Origin of the sequence: Xylanibacter rarus (assembly GCF_001275135.1) — a bacterium.
GTDB classification, from domain to species: Bacteria; Bacteroidota; Bacteroidia; order Bacteroidales; family Bacteroidaceae; genus Prevotella; species Prevotella rara.
Genome location: NZ_LFQU01000009.1, coordinates 1 through 22,144, shown reverse-complemented (window position 1 = coordinate 22,144; position 22,144 = coordinate 1). Strand labels below are relative to the sequence as shown.

At 45.3% G+C, this 22,144-nt stretch carries 16 protein-coding genes and 3 tRNA genes; 8 read left to right on the top strand and 11 right to left on the bottom strand.

Annotation, left to right across the window (positions count from 1 at the left end; all coding sequences use genetic code 11):
* Nucleotides 1-236: 236 nt before the first annotated feature.
* Together ACU52_RS06115 and ACU52_RS14715 are read right to left on the bottom strand one after the other, a co-directional pair.
* The gene (locus tag ACU52_RS06115) at nt 237-995 is read right to left on the bottom strand and encodes a hypothetical protein (RefSeq protein ID WP_147630790.1); all 759 of its coding nucleotides are present in this window, start codon (nt 993-995) and stop codon (nt 237-239) included.
* 512 nt (nt 996-1,507) lie between these two features.
* Nucleotides 1,508-1,816, bottom strand: a complete 309-nt coding sequence (locus ACU52_RS14715) for a hypothetical protein (RefSeq protein ID WP_239684881.1) — start codon at nt 1,814-1,816, stop codon at nt 1,508-1,510.
* A gap of 1,003 nt (nt 1,817-2,819) precedes the next feature.
* Between ACU52_RS14715 and ACU52_RS06110 the strand changes: the two genes are divergently transcribed.
* Nucleotides 2,820-4,118, top strand: a complete 1,299-nt coding sequence (locus ACU52_RS06110) for an alpha/beta hydrolase-fold protein (protein WP_053398133.1) — start codon at nt 2,820-2,822, stop codon at nt 4,116-4,118.
* A 701-nt stretch (nt 4,119-4,819) separates the two neighbouring features.
* Here the strand turns inward: ACU52_RS06110 and guaA are convergent.
* The 8 genes from guaA to ACU52_RS06065 form a co-directional block, all read right to left on the bottom strand.
* On the bottom strand, nt 4,820-6,364 hold the full coding sequence (guaA, locus tag ACU52_RS06105) for a glutamine-hydrolyzing GMP synthase (RefSeq protein WP_053398132.1): 1,545 nt from the start codon (nt 6,362-6,364) through the stop codon (nt 4,820-4,822).
* 4 nt (nt 6,365-6,368) lie between these two features.
* Nucleotides 6,369-7,097, bottom strand: coding sequence for a nucleotidyltransferase family protein (locus tag ACU52_RS06100; RefSeq protein ID WP_053398185.1), 729 nt, complete (start codon nt 7,095-7,097; stop codon nt 6,369-6,371).
* Between the two features lie 27 nt (nt 7,098-7,124).
* Nucleotides 7,125-8,663 (bottom strand): RapZ C-terminal domain-containing protein, encoded by a 1,539-nt coding sequence (locus tag ACU52_RS06095; protein ID WP_053398184.1) that lies wholly within the window; start codon nt 8,661-8,663, stop codon nt 7,125-7,127.
* Nucleotides 8,664-8,667: 4 nt separating this feature from the next.
* Nucleotides 8,668-8,859, bottom strand: a complete 192-nt coding sequence (locus ACU52_RS15050; protein ID WP_021854012.1) for a hypothetical protein — start codon at nt 8,857-8,859, stop codon at nt 8,668-8,670.
* Nucleotides 8,860-9,358: 499 nt separating this feature from the next.
* On the bottom strand, nt 9,359-10,987 hold the full coding sequence (gene groL / locus ACU52_RS06085; RefSeq protein ID WP_021854013.1) for a chaperonin GroEL: 1,629 nt from the start codon (nt 10,985-10,987) through the stop codon (nt 9,359-9,361).
* Nucleotides 10,988-11,102: 115 nt separating this feature from the next.
* Entirely contained in the window at nt 11,103-11,375 is a 273-nt protein-coding gene (locus ACU52_RS06080; protein ID WP_021854014.1) for a co-chaperone GroES, read from the bottom strand.
* 847 nt (nt 11,376-12,222) lie between these two features.
* The gene (locus ACU52_RS06070) at nt 12,223-13,551 is read right to left on the bottom strand and encodes a rhamnogalacturonidase (protein WP_053398129.1); all 1,329 of its coding nucleotides are present in this window, start codon (nt 13,549-13,551) and stop codon (nt 12,223-12,225) included.
* A gap of 6 nt (nt 13,552-13,557) precedes the next feature.
* Nucleotides 13,558-14,295 carry an SDR family NAD(P)-dependent oxidoreductase gene (locus ACU52_RS06065; RefSeq protein WP_053398128.1) on the bottom strand — a complete coding sequence of 246 codons (738 nt, stop codon included), beginning with the start codon at nt 14,293-14,295 and terminating at the stop codon, nt 13,558-13,560.
* Nucleotides 14,296-14,491: 196 nt separating this feature from the next.
* Between ACU52_RS06065 and sppA the strand changes: the two genes are divergently transcribed.
* The 6 genes from sppA (at nt 14,492) to ACU52_RS06035 (ending at nt 21,101) form a co-directional block, all read left to right on the top strand.
* Nucleotides 14,492-16,264 (top strand): signal peptide peptidase SppA, encoded by a 1,773-nt coding sequence (gene sppA / locus ACU52_RS06060; protein WP_053398127.1) that lies wholly within the window; start codon nt 14,492-14,494, stop codon nt 16,262-16,264.
* An 80-nt stretch (nt 16,265-16,344) separates the two neighbouring features.
* The gene (gene lpxK, locus ACU52_RS06055; RefSeq protein WP_021854018.1) at nt 16,345-17,520 is read left to right on the top strand and encodes a tetraacyldisaccharide 4'-kinase; all 1,176 of its coding nucleotides are present in this window, start codon (nt 16,345-16,347) and stop codon (nt 17,518-17,520) included.
* Nucleotides 17,405-18,214 carry a purine-nucleoside phosphorylase gene (locus ACU52_RS06050; protein WP_082335186.1) on the top strand — a complete coding sequence of 270 codons (810 nt, stop codon included), beginning with the start codon at nt 17,405-17,407 and terminating at the stop codon, nt 18,212-18,214. The genes lpxK and ACU52_RS06050 overlap by 116 nt, the downstream gene beginning before the upstream one ends.
* A gap of 105 nt (nt 18,215-18,319) precedes the next feature.
* Nucleotides 18,320-19,390: a thiamine-phosphate kinase gene (gene thiL, locus ACU52_RS06045; RefSeq protein ID WP_021854020.1), complete on the top strand. Its 1,071-nt coding sequence runs from the start codon at nt 18,320-18,322 to the stop codon at nt 19,388-19,390.
* Between the two features lie 692 nt (nt 19,391-20,082).
* Entirely contained in the window at nt 20,083-20,793 is a 711-nt protein-coding gene (locus ACU52_RS06040) for a porin family protein (protein ID WP_053398125.1), read from the top strand.
* 235 nt (nt 20,794-21,028) lie between these two features.
* Nucleotides 21,029-21,101 (top strand) — tRNA-Phe (locus ACU52_RS06035).
* 309 nt (nt 21,102-21,410) lie between these two features.
* On the opposite strand, the gene ACU52_RS15045 is transcribed toward ACU52_RS06035, so the two are convergent.
* Nucleotides 21,411-21,481: transfer RNA gene (locus tag ACU52_RS15045), tRNA-Cys, on the bottom strand.
* A gap of 493 nt (nt 21,482-21,974) precedes the next feature.
* Between ACU52_RS15045 and ACU52_RS06030 the strand changes: the two genes are divergently transcribed.
* Nucleotides 21,975-22,048 (top strand) — tRNA-Arg (locus ACU52_RS06030).
* Nucleotides 22,049-22,144 lie beyond the last annotated feature (96 nt).

Below are 22,144 nucleotides of genomic sequence, written 5' to 3'. Positions count from 1 at the left end.
TGGAGATACCAAAATTAACGAAACATAATCAAGCATACTGGTCAAGACCACCTAGCTATTTCTATCAAAAAATTCTATAAGTTGAGCCCAAATAAACGTATCCTTAAACATATGTGACTTATTATAAAACCGAAAATCAAAATTCAAGTTTACTAACTAGAAAAATCTCTACAACGATTTTATTATCAATAATTTCAGTGACCTCTTTACTTTTTAGTGGACACGATGAATATACTTCATCTCAAGTCTTCTTTATTATACTCAGATGCGTTACTATTCAATACACACATTTGCTCTTGCAATTTCTTTTGTAATCTCTTTGCTTGTGGTCGGAATGTTGCAAGAGTTAATCCACCAGATATAGCACCTCCCACTATAGGTATTACCTTACCTAAAGCTTTAGCAAAGCTTGATTTTGTCAGACTTATTCCTATCCATTTCGCAATTTGTTTTATAAGAGGATAAATTGCAGTTTTTGTTAATGCCATTCGAGGGAGTCGTTTTATTACCTCCTTAGCAAATTTTTCAGACAGCATCCTAATAGCCATATTTGCTTGGGCAACCCCCATCATTACACCTACAAAAATAGTTAACATATCACAGGCTGAGTCAGATAAATCACCATTTTCATCTCTCAAATCAGGAAAACCATATAAATATGCTAATTTCTGTGCTAACACAAAAACATGCCAATAATATTGTGCCATATCAGCCGGGACTGTTGCTGCCATGGTCAAACCACCAGGAATGCCTGCAAGAGTAGACAATGCTGTCACTTTTGTTGTATGACTATTTATACAAGAATTTGCAACTCTATCAATAATATTTTTTGATAATACTTCAGACGGTCTTATTGAAATAACCTTATCCAATTGTTCCGCAGAACAATATAATGAAAATTCTTTTCTCAAAAAAGACTCTCTATCCACCTTTACTCCAGGAACAGTCATTGCTGATGACATGACTTTATTCCAAATAGACACCTCATTTGCCATATTTCTTATTTAAAAATTTTGATAATATTTTCACACCCTTTACAACAACATCCGCATAATCAACATAAACATGCTGACAATATGGGCATACTCCTGTAGAACTATAAATAGTAAATGATTTATGACATTTACTGCACGTTACAACTTTAATATTCATAATAATTTATTTTAGTTTAAAATTACTTATTCTCCCATCTATCCCAAATACTCTTATAAAATTTAAGATTATTAGGCTGAGTTAAATAACCTTTTGGCAAAGTCCTGATACTTTGGCATTTTGGACATCGCAGTGGCATTGAAAATATGGTTGCAGCATATTCTATATCCAGACCTATGAAGTTATTACCACACTCGGTGCAATGAAATTTTATAAATCCTCTTAACATAATCTTTATTTTTTACGTTATACATTAATTTTCAATTCCAAAGATACGCCTATGATATGCCATACTAAAGCATAAGGTCAATAACTTGAACGAAAATTTCAGTAAAACTAAAGAGCCATGTTATTTTCACAGCGCCGGAGAGTGATTGCCCTTATTCGCACCTTTTGGATGATTTACGCACGGTGCTGCTGTCATCATCATTATCGACGGGAACTTCCGACCACAATATTTACAGGTGTATTCGCTCTTCTCCGTGCCTTCATACAGCTTGTGGCGACCTTTGTTCGGGCCGTCGGGATGGCGGACACACGGGGCTGATGTCAGCAGGCGCACTGACGGAAAGCGATGACCACAATACTCACAATAATAATATTTCTGCTGCATTTTTCCTCCTTTCTCCGACTGAATACCGGATGACAATACGATTAATGCCAAAAGACATATAGCGGTTATAGATATAGTCGGTATTTTGTTTTTCATTATTATCTTATCAAATTTGTGTCCTTCAATATTTATTTAACAAAAATAGAGCTTTTAAATCTGCCAATCAAGTTCACAATGGTTCACTTCACAATTATTAACCCAAGAGTGTTCTTGTGTTTTTGCATTATGTAACACGTTACAACAAATAATCAGATGCCATGCAACCAACCATCAAGTTACGTCTTCAGTTTACAAAAAGCGGTGTGAACTCACTCCCCCACGCTTTCTGAGAGTAAGGTTCTGGCAAAACCCGATAATAAAGAAAACATGAAAGAGGAATCCACACCAATAGCATGGTGTGAACTCGCTCAGACAATCATTCATTACTATCAGGATTGAACTGCCAGATTCTACTCCCTGAACGTCACTGTCTGTGCGTGTACACAAGTACTTCTGTCTGTGCGCATTTTTCTGCACACAATATGTCAAAGGCAAAGATATTAATTTTTCATCAACATTCAAACCTTTTGTCTGAAAACTTGTGCCGTCCTCTTTCATTTTCTATTTTTCAAACAAATATAGGGCAATGTTATGCCAACATAGAGCATATGTTTGATGATAATGCCATAATTATGGCCGATAACCGGCAATTAATAATATTACATCATGAACAATTTCATTTTATAGAAGATTCTTTCTGAGCATCAAAACAAATGCTTCTACATTGAATGGCAGTAAAAGCCTGTAGCAGATATGCCATAATAACCAATACATATATCATATGACAAGTCAGAGGTCAAAGGCAATAAAAGTGTCATAAAGCCTCTTCGGCCATAAAACTATATTGCAACATCATTCTCATAATTCAAATTTAAGTTAATGCATACGACACAAAGTGATAAAAATCACAAAATAAACAAACCAATGACACATATCAAGAGCTTTTCTTACCAAAATATATGTATATTTGCAAAATCCAATCAATGTGACAAATATCATTTCAATTTGTATTGTTATGAACAAAAAAGCAATTTTCACAATGGTTCTGGCAGGATTCCTTGGCTTGGCACAAGCCCAAAACAACTCCACATCTTTAGAGCATATAAAATCTGTAACAGCTGTAAGCAAAGTGCTTGGTGACGGACGCAAGGTGGCAACAGTAATTCTGGAATACGACACTCCTATAAGCAACAAGAGCCTGTCGGCCGGCAGCTATGCAGTCGTCGGCAAGGAGGTTACAGACGTATATGCCAATAATGTGCCGGAAAAGACAGAGAAAGGCACAGACGGAAAATATGTCGTCATTGAGGTGAAAGCTGAAGTTGACTTATACGCACAGCCAAAACAGCCCACAAATGCTGACTTGGAAAAGAAAAAAGAGCGCGACCTGATGCAGGGTGGCCCTAGACTGAGGGCCGGATGGAGCACTGGAGGAGACGACGAATACCCCGGCAATGCTGTCGTGGTGCAGATAAAGGATATAAAAACTGCCGGAGGAAAAACCTATAAGGCCAGCGACACACAGATAAACAGCACTGAAGAGAAGTGCCTTGTAGCAGACGACTTCAGGCAAGAAGAATTCGTCAGCCCGTATACAGGACAGGTGCTGCCATATAACATATATTTGCCCGAAGACTACGACCCCGCAAAAAAATATCCTCTTGTCTTGTTCATTCACGATGCCGGAGTGGCAAGTTCTCAGGTAAAGCAGCCTCTATATCAAGGCAACGGCGCCACGTCATGGGCTGAGCCTGAGGCGCAGGCACGGCACAGATGCATTGTGGTTGCACCCGAATATCCTTATATAACAGTAGACGACAACTGGAACTACAGTCACCATCTCGACGCGACAATAGCATTGCTGAAAGACCTGCAGACACGCTATTCTGTAGACAGCAGCCGGATATACACCACGGGCCAGTCGATGGGCTGCATGTCGTCTATCGTGATGATGCTCAAAGAACCCGACATGTTTGCCGGAGCCCTGCTTGTTGCCGGCAAATGGCTTCCGTCTATCATGGCACCCCTTGACAAACAGAATATATGGATTATATCATGTGAGGGCGACAGCTCGTCCAACTCACTGCAAGGACAGGCTGTTGAGATATGGCGAAATAAGGGAAGCAAAGTGTCTGAAGCTACATGGGACATGACACAGACACCAGAAGCGCTCTCTGACGAAGCCGACAAAATGAGGGCCGAAGGCAACCATCTGCTCTTCACACATCTCACAGGCGGCAACCACCGCGCTACATGGTTCGTGGCTTACGGAATAAAGGGCGTGCAGGACTGGCTCTTCGAACAGCATAAATAGCGGCTACAGAAAAAACTGTCTATTGGCTGTCATGAAACGGTATTCTCAATCTGATTTGTCAAACACAAATGAAGATACCAATAATCTTTTATCAACAGCTAACGGCATCTTACCTTATAAAAGGCCATCTTTCGGGTATCAAAAGGACGCCTTTCGGCACACAAAAGGTATGCTTTTGCATGGAATGAGGAGAAAAACCTGTAGCTGACGTGGCATAAGCCAAATGCATTTATCATAACATGGAAAAACAATGGAAATATTTTTCATAAAAACTCATCACTCGTCACATCTACACATAAGCTACTGATAATAAGATGTTTACGCTGTGATGAGTTACATTTATAACTCATCACATTCAGGGTCAACCTAAATCAGGAAAAGGCACATTAAACCCCAAACAGCCAAGCGTGATGAATGATAGAGTCAACTCATCACGCCATATCTCATTGACAATCAGCGTGTTAAACCGCAATGTGACGAGTGATGAGTTTCTTGCAAAAAAATTATATGGTTTATAATAATATAAACAGACTTTTGACATTGCCAGACAAAACGAATAACCATGCATGTTAGCACCAATATCACAGGCCTGCCTATATTACGCAACAAGGGCAAATGCTATATGATGCATTTGCCCTTGCAGGTTAACTATAATGATGCGCAGACGATGCCGCGCAAAGAGCCTATTCTGTCAGCCAGACTTACTCCCACTCGATTGTCGAAGGCGGCTTTGACGAGATGTCATAGCAAACGCGGTTGACGCCTTTCACCTTATTGATAATCTCGTTAGAAACCTTAGCCATAAAGTCGTAAGGCAGATGTGCCCAGTCGGCTGTCATGGCGTCTGTGCTCGTTACGGCACGCAAAGCCACAGGATGCTCGTAAGTGCGCTCGTCGCCCATGACTCCCACGCTGCGTATCGTAGAGAGAAGCACCGTTCCTGCCTGCCAAACCTTGTCGTAAAGACATTCGCCGTCTTCACAGATATAGTTGTGCATTGCCTCAATATAGATGTCGTCGGCATCCTGAAGTATGCGCACCTTCTCGCGTGTGATGTCACCGAGAATACGAACAGCAAGACCCGGTCCGGGGAACGGATGACGCTTGATGAGGCGCTCGGGCATGCCAAGCTCGTAGCCTACGCGGCGCACTTCGTCCTTAAACAGCCACTTCAGCGGCTCGCAGAGCTGCAGATGCATCTCCTCCGGCAGTCCGCCAACGTTGTGATGGCTCTTGATAACCATACCTGTTATGCTCAGACTCTCAATGCGGTCAGGATAGATTGTGCCCTGTGCAAGCCATTTTGCATCAGTAATCTTCTTTGCCTCAGCATTGAACACCTCAACAAAGTCGCGGCCTATAATCTTGCGCTTCTGCTCAGGGTCGGTAACGCCTTCAAGATCTTTGAAGAACTTCTCGCTTGCATCAACGCCGATAACGTTGAGTCCGAGTCCCTGATATGCCTCCATAACCTTCTGGAACTCATTCTTGCGCAACATTCCGTGGTCAACGAAGATACATGTAAGGTTCTTTCCGATGGCACGGTTAAGCAATGTAGCACAAACTGAAGAGTCGACGCCGCCGCTCAGACCGAGAATTACGCGGTCGTTGCCCAGCTGCTCCTTAAGTTCGCTCACCGTAGAGTCAACGAACGAAGCGGGGCTCCACTGCTGCTTGCTTCCGCAAATGTCAACAACGAAGTTCTTCAGCAAGAGCTTGCCCTGTGTTGTGTGGAACACCTCAGGGTGGAACTGAACAGCCCACAATGGGTTGGTGTCGCTTGCATAAGCGGCATACTTAACGTCGGCTGTTGAAGCTATCACATGGCAGTCGGCCGGTATTGCGGTGATGGTGTCGCCGTGGCTCATCCATACCTGAGAGTTCTCTTCGAAGCCTTTAAACAGAGCATTGTCGGCATCGAATGTCCTCAAGTTGGCACGTCCATACTCGCGTGTGCCGGTCTTTTCAACCTTTCCGCCGTTAGAGTTGGCAATAAACTGCGCTCCGTAGCAGATGCCGAGCACCGGATATTTGCCTACAAACTGACTGAGGTCTACCTTGAAAGCCTCTTCATCATGAACAGAATAAGGCGATCCGCTCAGAATCACACCGATAACGTCGCTGTCGTCTTTCGGAAACTTGTTGTAAGGCAAGATTTCGCAAAACGTGTCGAGCTCACGCACTCTACGGCCTATCAGCTGTGTGGTTTGTGAACCAAAATCGAGAATAATAATTTTCTGTTGCATATTATTATAATTGGTTTATAAAATTTTCTGCTTCTGCAAGTGTGTCAAGTTTTCCTACGTCCATAAGCCTCAGGTCGGTTTTGTCGTATCCCTTTATCACCACTTTGTCACACACTTTTAGATAAAAGTCTATTATGCCGAACTTGTCGGGGAATTCGTCCATAAGGCCGAACATAGACGGCGAGATGACATGTATGCCCGAGAACGCCAGCATGCGGCAGTCGGCAACATTCAAGTCTGGGTATGGACTTCTTACCTCGCCCGTCTCAATGTTTGTCCATCCTTTCAGCCTCATGTCGTCGTCAAAGAGCAGATAGCGCTTTGTCTTACGGCTGCTTACCACGAGCGTCGCGGCGCTGTCGCCGTGCATGGCGTACAGATGTGTGAGGTCAACGTTGCTCAATATGTCTACATTATGTATCAGCACTGGTTTGTCGCTGTCGAACAGCGGCGCGGCTTTCTTTATGCCTCCGCCCGTGTCGAGCAGCTTGTCTGTCTCGTCAGACACTCTGATGTCTGTGCCGAAGTTATCGTTGTCTTTAAGATAACCGACAATCTGCGACGCAAAATGATGAACGTTAACCACAATGCGGTCGGCTCCGGCATCTTTCAGCTTTTCAATAACGCGCTCTATCAGCGGCTTGCCACCTACCTTTACAAGTGCCTTCGGCATTGCGTCGGTAAGCGGTTTGAGCCTTGTGCCCAGTCCGGCTGCAAATATCATAGCCTGCATCTTCAGCATATTTTTTGAGCTTTTATTTCATTTCAACGCCTCAAGCGTCTGTGTTATGTTTTGTTCTCTGTGAATGATGTGTACCTCTATGCCGAACTTCTTGTTGATATGTTCTGCCAGATGCTGTGCCGAATAGACGCTGCGGTGCTGTCCGCCCGTACATCCAAAACAGAACATCAGGCTCGTGAATCCGCGCTGGATATAGCGGCGCACATGAGCATCGGCAAGTTTATACACGCTGTCGAGGAATGTCAGTATCTCTCCGTCGTCCTCAAGGAAACGTATAACAGGTTCGTCAAGTCCCGTAAGTTTCTTGTACGGCTCATACCGCCCGGGATTATGAGTGCTGCGGCAGTCGAACACATAACCACCGCCGTTGCCCGACTCATCTTCAGGTATTCCCTTGTGATAAGAGAAACTGTAGACGCGTACCACAAGCGGACCTTTGTTGTCATATTTTGAGAATGTGGCCGGACCATCTGAAGGATGTGCCGCAAACACCTTGCTGTCTGATATCTTAAACCCGTCTGCACGGCTCAATGCCGGCTCTTCGAGAGTTGCAAAACGCGGAAGCTCCGTGAGCCTCTTCAGCACATCCATAAGATAAGGATATGTAAACACGTTAAGCTTAAGCAGCTCGCGCAGATTCTGCATTGCAGGCGGTATGCTGTCAATGAAATGCTTCTTGCGCTCAAAGAATCCTCTGAAGCCGTATGCACCAAGCACCTGAAGCGTACGGAAAAGCACGAACAGGCTAAGGCGCTCGGCAAAGTGTCTGACAGAAGGCACTTCGGTATAATTTTTCAGAGAATTATAATATTCGTATATCAGCTCGCGGCGCAACTTATGAGGGTATTTTGCCGAAGCCTGCCAAAGGAATGAGGCAAGATCGTAATAGAAAGGTCCCTTGCGTCCGCCCTGATAGTCGATAAAATACGGACGTCCTGAAGCGTCGAGCATTATGTTGCGCGCCTGAAAGTCGCGATACATAAAGCTGTCTGTCTTTTCTGCAACGAGGTCTTTTGCAAAAAGCCTGAAATTGGCTTCAAGCTTAAGTTCGTGGAAATCGAGCTCGGCAGGCTTTAAGAAACAATACTTAAAATAATTGAGGTCGAAGAGCACGCTGTTCTCGTCAAACTCCGGCTGCGGATAACAGTTAGACCAGTCGAGGCCGCGGGCGCCGCGTATCTGTATGTTCGGCAGTTCCTTTATCGTGTTTATCAGCAACTGCTTCTCCTTTTGGTTGTATCGTCCTCCGGCTTCGCGTCCGCCGCTTATTGCACTGAACAGCGACACACGTCCGAGGTCTTCCTGCAGATATCTCAACTCATCGTCTGACACTGACAATATACGGGGGACGGGCAGCTGGCGCTTGCGGAAATGGCCCGAAAGATATATAAAGGCGTGATTCTCGTCGCGGCTTGTGCCTATTGCACCTATCACCGAACTGCCGTCGTCGCCTGTCATTCTGTAATATTCGCGGTTGCTTCCGGCCTGCGGCAGCTTCTCTGTGCTCACCGGCTCAGAGCCGTGCCATTGTCTATATAGTTCTATAAGTTTCTGCATGACGTCAAAACATTTTATCATCCTTCTTGCCCCGTTTCTTTCCTATAAACTCGGCCAGGACAAAATCCAGCACCATGAGCAGCAGTATTATGCCAAGAGACATCAGCCACGACTCCGTAATATACATCAGTCCGGCAGAAAGTACGATGAAAATAAGCCACTGCGACTTCTTTATTTTAAAATCCTTAATGTCCATAAAGTATTTTTCTTGACTCGAAACTAACCCGGCCATCAGCTTATGCCAAACTAATCTACAGGGCTGAAAGTGCAGCAGGACATCGGCCCGCCCAACGGCGAAAACTTGCCCGACAACCATCACGCAGCCTCAACAAACGGGGCTAAGATGCTATAGCCGAATAACATTCGGTGCAAAGATAAGCAAAATCAAAGACAATATGAAATAATGGTGTTTATTTTTGACAAACGTAAGGACATAAAAAAAATCGCATGTCCTCACGACAAGCGATTTTCAAAAAACAAACTACTTAAAAACTAATCTACTAAAACAAATCAAAAAAATATCTACTTTAGGATCTTTATCCATAACGTATCTATCTGTTGACATGCAAATATAGACATTTTATAATTCGTGACAAAACATTTTCAAAAAAAATTGCGCAAAAAAACATCTATACCGCAAAAAAAAGAGGCTGCCCGTTAAGCAGCCTCCCATTTTGTTATTTGTAGTTTACAAATTACATCATTCCGCCCATTCCGGGAGCGCCCATAGGCATCTGAGGCTTATCCTCAGGTTTGTCAACGATCAGGCACTCTGTTGTGAGGAACATGCCTGCTATTGAAGCTGCGTTCTCAAGAGCTACGCGGGCAACCTTGGCAGGATCGATGACACCGGCCTTACGCATATCCTCATAAACATCTGTACGTGCGTTGTAACCGAAGTCGCCTTCGCCTTCCTTAACCTTCTGAACAACAACAGCACCTTCGCCGCCTGCGTTGGCAACAATCTGACGGAGAGGCTCCTCGATTGCACGCTCAACGATGTTGATACCTGTCTGCTCGTCTGCGTTGTCACCCTTCAGGTTCTTCAGACCTTCAAGAGCGCGGATGTATGTTGTACCACCTCCGGCAACAACACCTTCCTCGATAGCTGCACGTGTAGCGCAGAGAGCATCGTCAACGCGGTCTTTCTTCTCTTTCATCTCAACCTCGCTGTTTGCACCAACGTAGAGCACTGCCACACCACCTGCCAACTTAGCCAGACGCTCCTGCAGTTTCTCTTTGTCGTAGCTGCTTGTTGTGTTTGCTATCTCGTTCTTTATCTGAGCAACGCGGTCAGCTATGAGCTGCTTCTCGCCTGCACCGTTTACGATAGTTGTGTTGTCCTTAGAAACTACGATCTTGTCGCAAGTACCAAGCATTTCGAGAGTAGCCTGCTCAAGCTTCAAGCCCTTGTCCTCGCTGATTACGAGTCCGCCTGTCAGTACAGCGATATCCTCGAGCATAGCCTTGCGGCGGTCGCCAAAGCCAGGAGCCTTAACAGCACAAATCTTCAGGTTGCTGCGCAGACGGTTTACAACCAATGTTGTAAGAGCCTCTGAGTCAACATCTTCTGCAATAACGAGCAACGGACGTCCGCTCTCAGCTGCAGGCTGCAGGATAGGCAAGAAATCTTTCAGGTTGCTGATCTTCTTGTCGTAGATAAGGATGTAAGGATTCTCCATTACACACTCCATCTTGTCAGCGTCTGTTACGAAATATCCGCTCAGATAACCACGGTCGAACTGCATACCCTCAACAACACCGATGTGTGTGTCGCGGCTCTTGCTCTCCTCGATAGTGATAACGCCGTCCTTAGAAACCTTACGCATAGCGTCAGCCAGCAGTTTACCTATTTCAGGATCGTTGTTTGCGCTGACAGTAGCAACCTGCTCAATCTTGTCATAGTTGTCGTCAACCTTCTCAGCGTTGTTCTTGATATATTCAACAACGGCAGCAACGGCCTTGTCTATACCACGCTTCAGGTCCATCGGGTTTGCACCTGCTGTAACGTTCTTCAGTCCTTCAGTAACAATAGCCTGTGTAAGGATTGTTGCTGTTGTTGTACCGTCACCTGCATCGTCGCCAGTCTTGCTTGCAACGCTCTTAACAAGCTGTGCGCCTGTGTTCTCAAAGCGGTCCTCAAGCTCAACTTCCTTTGCTACGGTTACACCGTCTTTTGTTATCTGCGGAGCACCGAATTTTTTCTCAATAACAACGTTGCGGCCTTTAGGACCGAGTGTTACTTTCACTGCATTTGCCAACTGGTCAACGCCTCTCTTCAAGAGTTCGCGGGCGTCTGTATCGAATTTTATTTCTTTAGCCATGATGATTTTATTTTTATATGAAGGCCACATTTAGGGCACATTGTCCGTAGTCATAATGCCTACCTGCGTGCCGGTGGCCTCATAGGGTTGTTTTTAAATTATTGATCTGAATATATTATTTTACTATAACAGCGAGAACGTCGCTCTGGCGCATCATAAGATACTTAACGCCGTCATACTCAAGCTCTGTGCCTGAATACTTGCCGTAAAGAACCTCATCACCTTCTTTAAGAATCATTTCCTCATCCTTAGTGCCTGTGCCAGCAGCAACGATAGTGCCGTGCAAAGGTTTTTCTTTTGCTGTATCAGGAATAATGATACCACCGATTTTCTCTTCTGCCGGTGCAGGAAGTACCAGCACTCTGTCTGCTAATGGTTTAATGTTCATAATCTTTATATTTAAACTGTTATTTATACGTTTTATATTACCGATGCTTTGAGCATCCGCAAACACAATAGCGAAAAGCGTGCCAAAAGCCAAAATGTCAGTCTTTGGTTGTCAGTGTATGACAAACGTGTCAGTCATAACACATTGATGACACACTGCCAAGAAAACCACAAAGAAGAGACAAGCCCATATGTCCTTATATATAAATATGTATAACGTGCTTTAAAATTACGCTACACGGAAGGCGCAGCCGTTAGAAAAAAGGCAAAGGTGTTTTGCCGTCAATACCACAGAGATTATCTCTGAATATATCTTTATGCACACGATATTTTCAACTTATGCCGTTTCTGACTTATATCCAGCTACAAGACATGCCGCCTGACGAACATTCAAAATGCTTGAATTATTGTCTAACAGGCGACATTATGACATAAAGAAAATGTCAGTAAAATTTAATGAAATAGAAATTCAGGCGGCACATACAGGCATCAAAACGGCAACAAAACAAGGATTTCACTGCAAAAGACATGCACTTGTATTTCAAAAGCTAGTCTTTTACATTGCCAAAGCTATGCTTTTACAATACAAAACACACTTATTCATAAGGCCGAAAAGCCTTAAATTACGGCAGTTTTAAGACATAAGCGATGCACATTTATCGGAAATCTCTCATAACACATAGCTATTCAGGACATTACGGCTGCACACAAAAAGCCGTAATTTTCAGCCGAAAATATTTTATCTTTTTGAGCAACGCGATTCTGTGAGGTTATACAAAATCAACATGTAAGCAATTTCGGTTAACTACTTACATGTTGTATTTCAACATAACGAAATAAGCCAGACGTCATTTCTGCTTTTTTCCGTTTATAACAAGATTCTTTATCCTGGTATTTTCTATCACGCTTTTATCAAAAGAATTGGCGCTGTCAGTGATATTGCAGTTGACAAACGAGAAGTCTGTCAGCCGGTATTTATCTGACATTCCTACGTCAAAAAAGTTGTCACACGTAGCGTCAACATTGCTTACTGATATATTGTTGCAAACAGACATCGGCATGTCGTCGCGCTGTTCGGGCTTATAGAATTGTGTCCAAGGACGAACGACAAGGAAACTTCCGCAACGTCCGCTCAACGTTTCAAGGCTTACATACTCATAATGTTGCGGCGTGTCGGGGCGCATCTTTAGCCACAGAACACGGTTGGCATCATTGAATATGCAGCGTCGCATAACGATGTTGCGGTTGTGCAGGCTCTCGCTGCCGAGCGTCAGGCAGCCGTGCACCTTGCCATAAGTGCAGTCCTGCACGATGACGTTATAGTTAGGACCATTGTCAGGGTCTTTATCGGCAAACGTTCCCTTGCCTCCCTTCAGCACTACGGCATCGTCGTTTACGCTCATATAGCATCCGCTTATCAGTATGTCGTGACAGTTGTCTATGTCAACGGCGTCGCTGCTTGGCGCCTTTACGCCCGAAGTAGGCGCAAAGATATAGCACCCGATGTATTTAACATGGTGACAGCGGTAAAGATGATTTGTCCAGAAAGCACTGTTTATCAGTCTTACGTCCTGCACCTGAACGTTAGTGCAATGCGACAGATATACAAGACGCGGACGCAGAGCCTCAAGATTGGTGCAGTCGGGATTAAACTTCCGCCTGATCCAAAACTCCTCCCAGAAGCGCAGTCCGTTGCCGTTTATCGTTCCCGGGCCAGTGATGGTGAAGCCGTTTAACCCATCGGCGTTTATCAGAGCTGCAAAATAGTTGAGCGTCTGCCCCTCCATTCGAGTCTTGACTAGCGGATAATATTTTATTGCATCAACCCCTTTAATCACTCCGCCACGGCAAATATGCAAATGAGTGCCCTGCTTGAAAAACAGCGAACCACTGAGAAACGTGCCTTCGGGCACCACTATCACTCCCCCGCCCTCTGCAGCAGCAAGGTCGATGACGCGCTGTATTGCCTCTGTCTGCAACAGAGTCGAGTCGTTTTTCACGCCATAGGACGTGATGACATACTTGCGTCCGAGTGTATCAATGTCTATACGCGACGTATCGTTAAACCATGCCGGAATGTCCGTTCCGTCGGGAAAGCTGCCGCCCGACGCTCCTGCGCTGGCAGTAAAGGCCATAAGGGCAAACACTACTGTCAATATCTGCTGAGAAAACTTCATGACTAATTATAATTTCTTGTTGGTGACATCCATCCTCCGCCACAACCTGCGCGGTATCAGCCGCCAGAAGAACACGAGAATGCTGTAGCGCCAGTCGATAATCTTAACATGCCTGTGGGCCGTTACGGCCTTCACTATCTCACGTGCAACGTACGTCTTGTCCATCAGCATTGGATAGCTGCCGCTGCCCGACAGCAGCGGGGTGTCGACAAATCCCGGCCTGATGTCAGTAAATCTTATATGCAGACGGCGCATGTTGGACAACTGTTCGAGCGCCTGGATATAAGTGTTCTGATATGCCTTCGACGCGCTGTACGACGGCGCCGCGCCAAGTCCCTTTGTGCCGGCTATTGAAGACACCACGGCTATGTCGCCGCCAAGATTGTCAGCCATATAGTTAAACATCGTGTCGACCATCTGCGTAAATCCGAACACGTTGACGCCTACCGTGTCAAGCTCGGTGTCTGCGTCAAGCCGCGGATTCTGATGTCCTACACCTGAGCAGTAGACAAAAAGATTCACTCCGCCCATGCGCCCCACAAGGTCGAGCAACCTGCGCGGCGCCTCCTTGTCGGTAACGTCCATGGCGCACACCTCCACCATGGCAGGATTAAGCTCTTTAATCTCAAGCAACTTGTCTTCACGCCTTGCGGCAATGCCGATAATCCAGCCTTCTGCCAGCAATATCTTGCTAACTTCGCGCCCTATGCCCGAAGAAGCACCTATAATAACAGCTCGTTTCATCAGTGCGAAAATAATAATATTTGACGATTCTGTCAAACTTTGCATACGTTTTCAGACAAAATAAAATAAAATTGCTTATATTTGCAGTTGGTAAGTGGCAATGCGGCACACGGCGCAACATATTCCGCCATGGAGCATGCCTCACGACATTGAATAAAAACATTTTTCTGAAATTTTTAAACGTAAAGCATATTTTATGAAGGACTTTTTTAAATACATGGCCGCCACGGTTGTCGGCTTGATAGTTTTCACCCTGCTAACAGGCGTGCTCGGAGTGATGTGTATCGCAGGCATGATTGCCTCTGAAAGTTCGGCAAAGGACGTGAGCGACAACACGGTAATGGTGCTCAACCTGTCGGGAGTGCTCAACGAACGCTCTGAAGAAAGCATCATGGACCAGCTGAGCGGAAGTACGGTTGGAAACATGGGACTCGACGACATACTCGATGCCATTAAAAAAGCCAAGAACAACGACAAGATTAAAGGTATATATATTGAGGCAGGAATGTTCGGCGCCGACTCTTATGCGTCGATGCAGGCCATACGCAACGCGCTGAAAGACTTCAAGAAGAGCGGAAAATGGATTGTGGCTTACGGCGACGTATACACACAGGGCACCTACTATATCGCATCGGTTGCCGACAAAATATTCCTGAATCCGAGCGGACAGATAGACTGGCATGGTCTGGCTTCGCAGCCGATATTCCTTAAAGACATGCTGGCAAAGTTTGGCGTTAAGATGCAGCTGGCTAAAGTGGGCACATACAAGAGCGCTCCCGAAATGTTCACTGCCGACAAGATGAGCGACGCCAACCGCGAACAGGTTACGGCTTATATTAGCGGAATATGGCAGACCATCTGCAAGGATGTGTCTGAAAGCAGAAAGATCAGCGTCGACTCGCTTAACGCATATGCCGACAGACTGATAACCTTCGACGATCCGAAAGAGTTTGTCAAGCGCAAGATGGTGGACAAGCTTATATACACTGACGGCATAAAGGCCGAAATAAACAAGCTCATGAAAAAGGATGCCGACGACAACATCAACACGGCAGGACTGGCAGAGATGAAGCTTCTGGCTGACAACAGCAGCAAAGGAGACGAGATTGCTGTATACTATGCTTACGGAAACATTGTTGACAGCGAGGAGACTGGCATGATGAGCCAAGGCCACAACATCGTGGGCAAGAAGGTTTGCGAAGACCTGCAGGCTCTGGCCGACGACGATAACGTAAAGGCCGTGGTGCTGCGCATCAACTCGGGAGGCGGAAGCGCTTATGCCTCAGAACAGATATGGCACTATGTTGAAATGCTGAAAAAGAAGAAACCCGTGGTTGTGTCTATGGGCGGCATGGCTGCATCGGGCGGCTACTATATCAGCAGCGGCGCCAACTGGATTGTGGCTGAGCCCACAACACTGACCGGCAGCATCGGCATATTCGGCATGTTCCCCGACTTCAGCGGACTGCTCACGCAGAAACTCGGCGTTAAGTTCGACGAGGTGAAGACCAACAAGAACAGCGGTCTGGGCACGCCTGCACGTCCTTTCAACGAAGAGGAGATGGCATACATCGAGAACTATATCGACCGCGGCTACAAGCTGTTCCGCTCACGTGTGGCAGAAGGCCGCAAGCTGAGCATTGCACAGGTAGAGAAAGTGGCTCAGGGCCATGTATGGCTCGGACAGGATGCATACAAGCATAAGCTGGTAGACCAGCTCGGAGGCCTCAACGAGGCTGTGGCAAAGGCTGCAAGTCTGGCTAACCTGAAGGAATATCACACGGCTCCTTATCCCGGAAAAAGCGACTGGATGGAGCAACTGCTCAACAAGGCATCGCAGGGCAGCTACATCGACAATCAGCTGCGCCTCACACTTGGCGAATACTACGAGCCGTTCATGCTCATCAGAAGCATGAACAGACAGAACGCCGTGCAGGCACGTGTGCCGTTCATACTTAACATCAGATAAACAAAGCAGGCGCCACAGGCACAGCTGCCGGCGCGCCTGCTGCATATAACGACAAACAATATAATGAATTCAGTAAAGGAATGGAAGGCGACTTTATAAAGATAAACGAATGGATGCTTCCGCTGAGCTGGCTCTACGGCCTGGGCGTAAGGCTGCGCAACCAGCTTTTTGAGCTCGGCATTCTTAAAAGCCGCAGCTTCGACATTCCGGTAATATCGGTAGGAAACATCACCGTGGGCGGCTCGGGCAAGACGCCCCACGTGGAATATCTCATCCGCCTGCTCAAAGACAAGGGCAAGGTGGCCGTGCTGAGCCGCGGATACAAGCGCAAGAGCAAGGGCTACGTGTTGGCTAAGGACGACACTGAGATGAGAAAGATTGGCGACGAGCCCTACCAGATGAAGCAGAAATTCAAGGACATATACGTGGCTGTAGACAAAAACAGATGTCACGGCATTGACCGCATAACCGGCGACGAAGAGACGAAAGACACCGACGTGATACTGCTCGACGACGCCTTTCAGCACAGATATGTCAAACCGGGAATCAACATTCTGCTCGTTGACTATCACAGGCTCATCATCTACGACAAGCTGCTGCCTGCCGGCCGACTGCGCGAACCGCTAAGCGGAAAGGCAAGGGCCGACATCGTTATTATAACAAAATGCCCCAAGGACCTAAAGCCCATGGAGTATCGCGTGATAATAAAGGCAATGAACCTGTTTCCATATCAGCAGCTGTTCTTCTCCACTCTCGAGTATGAAGACCTTAAGGCCGTGTTCGGCAGCAGGACAAAGACGCTCGACAGCATCAGAAAGAATAAGGAGAACGTGTTGCTGCTCACAGGCATAGCGTCGCCAAAACAGATGATTTACGACCTGAAGCCTTACGCCGGCAACGTTGTGCCGCTGACATTCGGCGACCACCATCAGTTTACCGGAAGGGACATTGAACGGATAAACGAGGCGTTCGACAAGATGCCGTCGCCCAAAATAATAATCACTACAGAAAAAGACAACTCGAGACTGGCCGGAATGGACGGACTTTCTGAAGAGGTAAGGCAAAATCTATACATGCTGCCCATAAGGATAAAGTTCATGCTCGGTCAGGAAGAGGAATTTAACGAAAAAATAATTGGTTATGTACGAAAAAATTCAAGAAACAGCATCCTGGCTAAAGCAAAGGATGACAACAAGCCCAAAAACGGCAATAATTCTGGGAACAGGCCTAGGACAATTAGCTTCAGAAATCACTGACAGCTACGAGTTTCCTTACTCTGAAATACCTAACTTCCCCGTTTCTACAGTAGAGGGACACGCCGGCAAACTGATTTTCGGCAAGCTCGGCAACGTTGACATAATGGCTATGGAAGGACGCTTCCACTATTATGAAGGCTACAACATGAAGGAAGTTACGTTCCCGATACGCATAATGTACGAACTCGGCATAAAGACTCTCTTCGTAAGCAACGCTTCGGGAGGCATGAACCCTGAGTTCAAGATCGGCGACCTGATGATAATCACAGACCACATCAACTTCTTCCCGGAGCATCCGCTGCGCGGAAAGAACTTCCCCACAGGCCCGCGCTTCCCAGACATGCACGAGACTTACGACAAGAAGCTCATAGCAGAGGCCGACGCCATTGCCGCCGAAAAGGGCATACGCGTGGTTCACGGCGTTTATGTGGGCGTGCAGGGTCCTACGTTTGAGACTCCGGCAGAATATAAGATGTATCACCGCCTTGGCGGAGACGCCGTAGGCATGAGCACGGTGCCTGAGGTTATCGTGGCACATCACTGCGGCATAAAGACATTCGGTATAAGCATCATCACCGACCTCGGACTCGAGGACACACCGGTTGAGGTAAGCCATGAGGAGGTGCAGATTGCAGCCAACAAGGCTCAGCCGCTGATGACTGAAATAATGAGAGAGATGATCAACCGTGCATAACCTGTGCCGGCCGGATTATAGGATACAAGGAGTTAAGAATGTTGCCTAAAGGCGTATTCTTAGCTCCTTAAATCGAAATATAACAAAGAAAAAACTAAAAGCAGAATGACAGACATTGCGAAACTTGGCGAATTCGGACTTATCCGTCACCTCACAGACGGACATGCCCCCAAAAACGAATCGACAATATACGGCGTAGGCGACGACTGCGCCGTGATGCACTATCCCGACAAGGAAGTGCTCGTTACGACAGACATGCTTATGGAAGGCGTCCACTTCGACCTTACATACATCGACCTGCAGCACCTTGGCTACAAGTCGGCAATGGTGAACATAAGCGACATATTCGCCATGAACGGCACACCGCGCCAGCTCATTGTAAGCATTGCGCTGAGCAAACGCTTCACGGTTGAGGACATGGAGATGTTCTACAGCGGCCTGCGCATGGCCTGCGAAAAATGGAACGTAGACATTGTGGGCGGCGACACGACGTCGTCGTACACCGGACTGGCCATAAGCATAACGTGCATCGGCGAATGTGCAAAGGAGGATATCGTATACAGAAACGGCGCTAAGGACACCGACCTGATATGCGTCAGCGGCGACCTCGGCGCGGCATACATGGGCCTGCAACTGCTAGAGCGCGAAAAGAGCGTCTACTATCAGCAGGTGAACGAGGCAAGGAAGAAGAACGACAAGCGTGCGCTCGAAGAGCTGGCCCACTTTCAGCCTGACTTTGCCGGAAAGGAATATCTGCTGCAGCGCCAGCTAAAGCCGGAGGCAAGAGGCGACATTCTGCAAGCACTGCGCGAGCGCAACATACACCCCACGGCCATGATGGACATAAGCGACGGACTGAGCAGCGAACTGCTGCACATCTGCAACCAGAGCAACTGCGGGTGCCGAATTTACGAAAAGAACATCCCCATTGACTATCAGACGGCTGTGATGGCTGAGGAGATGAACATGAACGTAACTACGTGTGCGCTCAACGGCGGCGAAGACTACGAGCTGCTGTTCACCGTGCCCATAGGCGACCATGAGAAGATTGAGGACATGAAAGACGTGAAGCTCATAGGGCATATCACAAAGAAAGAACTGGGCCACATGCTCGTAAGCCGCGACAACAACGAGTTTGAGCTGAAAGCTCAGGGCTGGAATCCCTTAAAAGACTAAGACAATAAATTATTCATCATACAGGAATGTTCAGGCTGCCGGCAGTCTGAACATTTTTTGTTAAAACAGTTACTACTGAAGACTAACACAAAAGCTAAGATCAGTGATGGCATCTAATCACATAACCAGCATGCTCCATCACGTTAAGCCCCAGCAGAAGGCATCAAATAGCTTTTCGAAAGGCATGCTTTTACATGACAAAACAAGGCCTTTCATGATGCAAAAGATATGCTTTCAGACGGATATTGACATGCATCCGACACAAAGCAAAAAGAAAGATGAAAAGAAATCCATAACGGAATGAATGAACAAAAAAGTTTTTCGAAGAAACTCATCACTCGTCACAACACGGCATAAGGCACTGCAAATCAAAGCATTATGGCGTGACGAGTTGTCATGCGAACTCATCACATCAGGCATAAATCAACCAAAATCAGGACAAAAAAGAACGGCTAAATCTTTGTGTGATGAGTTTGCACGACAACTCATCACACCGCAAGCAACTGAATATCAACAAATTACATGCGAATGTGACGAGTGATGAGTTTCTACAAAAAACTTTTCAGCCAACATCAACAAAACAAGGACACAGACAGCAACATATTCATAGACTGAAAGCACATATTTAAATATGAACGGAAAGTAACAATAAAAAAATGCAAAAAACGTTATATCAGAAAAAACATAATAACATGAAAAAACTGGTAATAATAATGCTCGTGCTGTTGACGATGACACAAAACTCAACAGCACAAACAGCAGGAGGCGAAACAAAGATTTTCCCTATGTTCGGACTCACCTTATCTAAGATGAACAACGACATAATCCTCACTGACGCAGGAAACGGACAGGGCGATGAGCTTAAGCCAAAATATAAATTTGGCATAACGGCAGGAGCCGAGGTAAGACACAGATTTAAAAACAATGACTTTGGCTTCAGCGCAGGTCTGCTCTACGCGATGTACGGCACCAAATATTCAGACTATACTTATAGCAATGAGCAATACTATAACAAGATAACCGATTCGAAGCAGACACTCCACTATCTCACAATACCCGTAATGGCCATCTGCTATTTCGGCAACAGCGGCTTCTCGATAAAAGCCGGAGTGCAGGCGGGATACCTTCTGTCGGCAAAAGGAAGCGGTGACTACGAGAACGGAACTATTGAAAACGGCCAATATATACCTGACGCGGAACAATCAGGAGAGGCAAGCAACACCACAACCGGAATATTCAAACGTTTCGACATCGGCATCCCTGTAGGAGTTGCCTACGAATACAACAATATAAGCATCGACCTGAGATACTTGTTCGGCCTGAAAAACCCATATAAATATTACGATGATAACATATGCAACCGCAGTTTCTCGCTGACAGTAGGCTATGGTTTCACTTTATAATACAGAAAAAGTGCAGCTAAACAAATAAAATCATCACACAGCGCACAACTGCTTTAATGCAATAAATACGCAAAATAAAACATGCATAAAGGTGTATTCTGCACAATTATGCATGTTTTATTCGTTTTTATAAGCTAATTTCCAAAAATAAGTTAAAAAGAATACTTTTATCACGTAATGAATCTTTTATTTTAAAACTTTTGCGTACCTTTGCATCGCAAAAAAGAACAACGATGGTGCCATAGCTCAGTTGGTAGAGCAAAGGACTGAAAATCCTTGTGTCCCCGGTTCGATTCCTGGTGGTACCACTCCTCCTTTCATTAGCCCTGTACGTTTAAGCGTCAGGGTTTTTCTTTTATATACCCCACACCTTATTATATACAGCAAAATTAAATTAGCACGATTCTCACAGACTCAAATATTTAACGAAAAACAATTACAACACGTAACAATCAACATTGGCATCATGGGGCAGTAGAAATTTAATGGGGGTATCCGTAGAGCTTTGCGATTCTAAAGAGAAAAAGCTTTTTATGGGGCAGTAGAAATTTCGGCAGCACCAAACAAATCGTAAATATATAAAAAAAGCAACATTCACATGAATGTTGCCTTTTAAGAGGTACCTAGCAGAGTCGAACTGCTCTACACGGTTTTGCAGACCGTTACCTAACCGATCGGCCAAGGTACCATTTCTCGCTTTTTGCGCTGCAAAGGTAATACTTTTTTCTTATACGTGCAAATTTTCAAGAATATTTCTTTAAAAAAAATATCATATACCATAATTTATCCAATTCCGCTCTTCCATAATACGGCAAGGCGAATCAATAGAAGCTATAAATTACAACAAAGAAGGAACACCATTTTAGTATGTATACCACATAACTAAAAAAGCAAAAAACACTTTCAACATAATTTTATATTAAAAAACAAATATGAAGTAAATGGTACAATATTATTAATATATAACACTTATTAATATATAACACTCCATAAATCCACACTCCACACATTTCATTGTCTGGCAAACTAAGCAAACAAGTCATCATATTTTATTGTTTTAAATCATCTTTTCTGCATTATAAAGGCAATATTCAATAAAATCAAAACAATCTGATAAAAAAATCCGAAAAAATTTTGCTGTATTAAAAAATATGCGTACCTTTGCATCGCATTTAAGAAATGGTCCCGTGGCTCAACTGAATAGAGCATCTGACTACGGATCAGAAGGTTACAGGTTTGAATCCTGTCGGGATCACAAAAGTCATCTCAATACTGAGATGACTTTTTTATTTGTATCCAAACTTTAAAACCGGACCACAGAAATCACAAAGCCCGAGGCAGTAGAAATTTA

What these genes read in the sequence shown, in the direction of transcription:
- ACU52_RS06115 (WP_147630790.1), bottom strand. Translation starts at nt 995, where the DNA reads ATGGCAAATGAGGTGTCTATTTGGAATAAAGTCATGTCATCAGCAATG.
- ACU52_RS06110 (WP_053398133.1), top strand. Translation starts at nt 2,820, where the DNA reads ATGAACAAAAAAGCAATTTTCACAATGGTTCTGGCAGGATTCCTTGGC.
- guaA (WP_053398132.1), bottom strand. Translation starts at nt 6,364, where the DNA reads ATGCAACAGAAAATTATTATTCTCGATTTTGGTTCACAAACCACACAG.
- ACU52_RS06100 (WP_053398185.1), bottom strand. Translation starts at nt 7,097, where the DNA reads ATGCAGGCTATGATATTTGCAGCCGGACTGGGCACAAGGCTCAAACCG.
- ACU52_RS06095 (WP_053398184.1), bottom strand. Translation starts at nt 8,663, where the DNA reads ATGCAGAAACTTATAGAACTATATAGACAATGGCACGGCTCTGAGCCG.
- ACU52_RS15050 (WP_021854012.1), bottom strand. Translation starts at nt 8,859, where the DNA reads ATGGACATTAAGGATTTTAAAATAAAGAAGTCGCAGTGGCTTATTTTC.
- groL (WP_021854013.1), bottom strand. Translation starts at nt 10,987, where the DNA reads ATGGCTAAAGAAATAAAATTCGATACAGACGCCCGCGAACTCTTGAAG.
- ACU52_RS06080 (WP_021854014.1), bottom strand. Translation starts at nt 11,375, where the DNA reads ATGAACATTAAACCATTAGCAGACAGAGTGCTGGTACTTCCTGCACCG.
- ACU52_RS06070 (WP_053398129.1), bottom strand. Translation starts at nt 13,551, where the DNA reads ATGAAGTTTTCTCAGCAGATATTGACAGTAGTGTTTGCCCTTATGGCC.
- ACU52_RS06065 (WP_053398128.1), bottom strand. Translation starts at nt 14,295, where the DNA reads ATGAAACGAGCTGTTATTATAGGTGCTTCTTCGGGCATAGGGCGCGAA.
- sppA (WP_053398127.1), top strand. Translation starts at nt 14,492, where the DNA reads ATGAAGGACTTTTTTAAATACATGGCCGCCACGGTTGTCGGCTTGATA.
- lpxK (WP_021854018.1), top strand. Translation starts at nt 16,345, where the DNA reads ATGGAAGGCGACTTTATAAAGATAAACGAATGGATGCTTCCGCTGAGC.
- ACU52_RS06050 (WP_082335186.1), top strand. Translation starts at nt 17,405, where the DNA reads ATGTACGAAAAAATTCAAGAAACAGCATCCTGGCTAAAGCAAAGGATG.
- thiL (WP_021854020.1), top strand. Translation starts at nt 18,320, where the DNA reads ATGACAGACATTGCGAAACTTGGCGAATTCGGACTTATCCGTCACCTC.
- ACU52_RS06040 (WP_053398125.1), top strand. Translation starts at nt 20,083, where the DNA reads ATGAAAAAACTGGTAATAATAATGCTCGTGCTGTTGACGATGACACAA.